This window comes from uncultured Tateyamaria sp. (genome assembly GCF_947504105.1).
In the GTDB taxonomy this organism is placed as follows: domain Bacteria; phylum Pseudomonadota; class Alphaproteobacteria; order Rhodobacterales; family Rhodobacteraceae; genus Tateyamaria.
This window is the reverse complement of the sequence record NZ_CANNGP010000135.1, coordinates 1-1,183: the sequence shown is the minus strand read 5'-3', so window position 1 is coordinate 1,183 and position 1,183 is coordinate 1. Positions and strand designations below refer to the sequence as shown.

At 58.0% G+C, this 1,183-nt stretch carries 1 pseudogene; it reads left to right on the top strand.

What is annotated here, in order from left to right:
- Positions 1-69: 69 nt before the first annotated feature.
- Positions 70-1,089 (top strand): annotated as a pseudogene (locus tag Q1A75_RS23905) (IS110 family transposase).
- Positions 1,090-1,183 lie beyond the last annotated feature (94 nt).

The following is a 1,183-nucleotide window of genomic DNA, read 5'->3' as shown; positions in this document are numbered from 1 at the left end:
TGTGGATGGCGGCCGGTCCAGTGCGTCGTAATGCGGGTGTCTGAATCTGTGATTGAGAGGAGCCACCCCATGCAAGTTACCGCCGTCGGCTCGGATTTAGCCAAGAACATATTCCACGTGCACGGTGTCACAGATGACGGGCAAGTTGCGTTTAACCGGCCTTTGTGCCGGGCTCAGGTGTTGACGTTCTTCGAGCGTCTTGACCCGTACCTTATTTGCGTCGAAACCTGTGTGTCGCGCCATCATTGGGCGCGCGAACTGTCTAGACTGGGGCATACCGTTCGGCTGATGCCGCCGATGTATGTCAAACCCTATGTGAAGCGCAGCAAGTCCGACGCGGTGGATGCAGAGGCGATCTGCGAGGCGGTGATGCGGCCGACCATGCGCTTTGTCGAGATTAAATCCGAGGAGCGGCAGGCCCCTCTGTCCTTGCACCGCGCATGGGGCTTCGTGGTCCGCCAACGCACCCAGTTGATCGATATGCTGCGCAGCCTGGCTGCAGAGTTTGGCGTCATAATTGCACGCGGTGTCGCCCGTACCATTCATTTTGCAAAAGGAGTTATCGAAGGAAGCCATGTGGGGCTGCCGGAGCTTGCCTAGGATGTCCTGCGTGTTCTCAGCCGCCAACTTGTCGACCTACACAATCGACTTGGCTGGTACAAGATCACCATGCGCATCCAGGCCCGCCTTAGCCGACAAGCACAGCTCTTGCAGACCGTTCCAGATGTTGGGCCGGTGACTGCCTCGGCCGTCGCGACGACGATTGGTTCTGGTTACCAGTTCCGCAGTGGTCGCGAATTTGCTGCCTGGCTGGGGCTCACACCGAGAAACCACTCGAGCGGGGGCAAAGAACGATTAGGCAAGATCACCAAGATGGGCGACAGGTATCTGCGTCAGTTGATCGTGGTCGGCATGACATCGCGTGTCCGGCAGGTGGCCAATCATCCTGAACGCGCCGACCCGTGGCTCAAGGACCTACTCCAACGCAAACCCGCTTGTCTCGCCATAGTAGCCATGGCCAACAAAACTGTACGGATCATGTGGGCAGTGCTGACGGAAAACGAGTCTTATAGGCCACACACAGCCTAAGCACGAAGGAACCGTGAGATAGCAAGGCCAACGATGTGATGGTGCACCCTTCAGCCGCAACGATCAGAACACTCCGCCGAATGTCCCGGGGTTA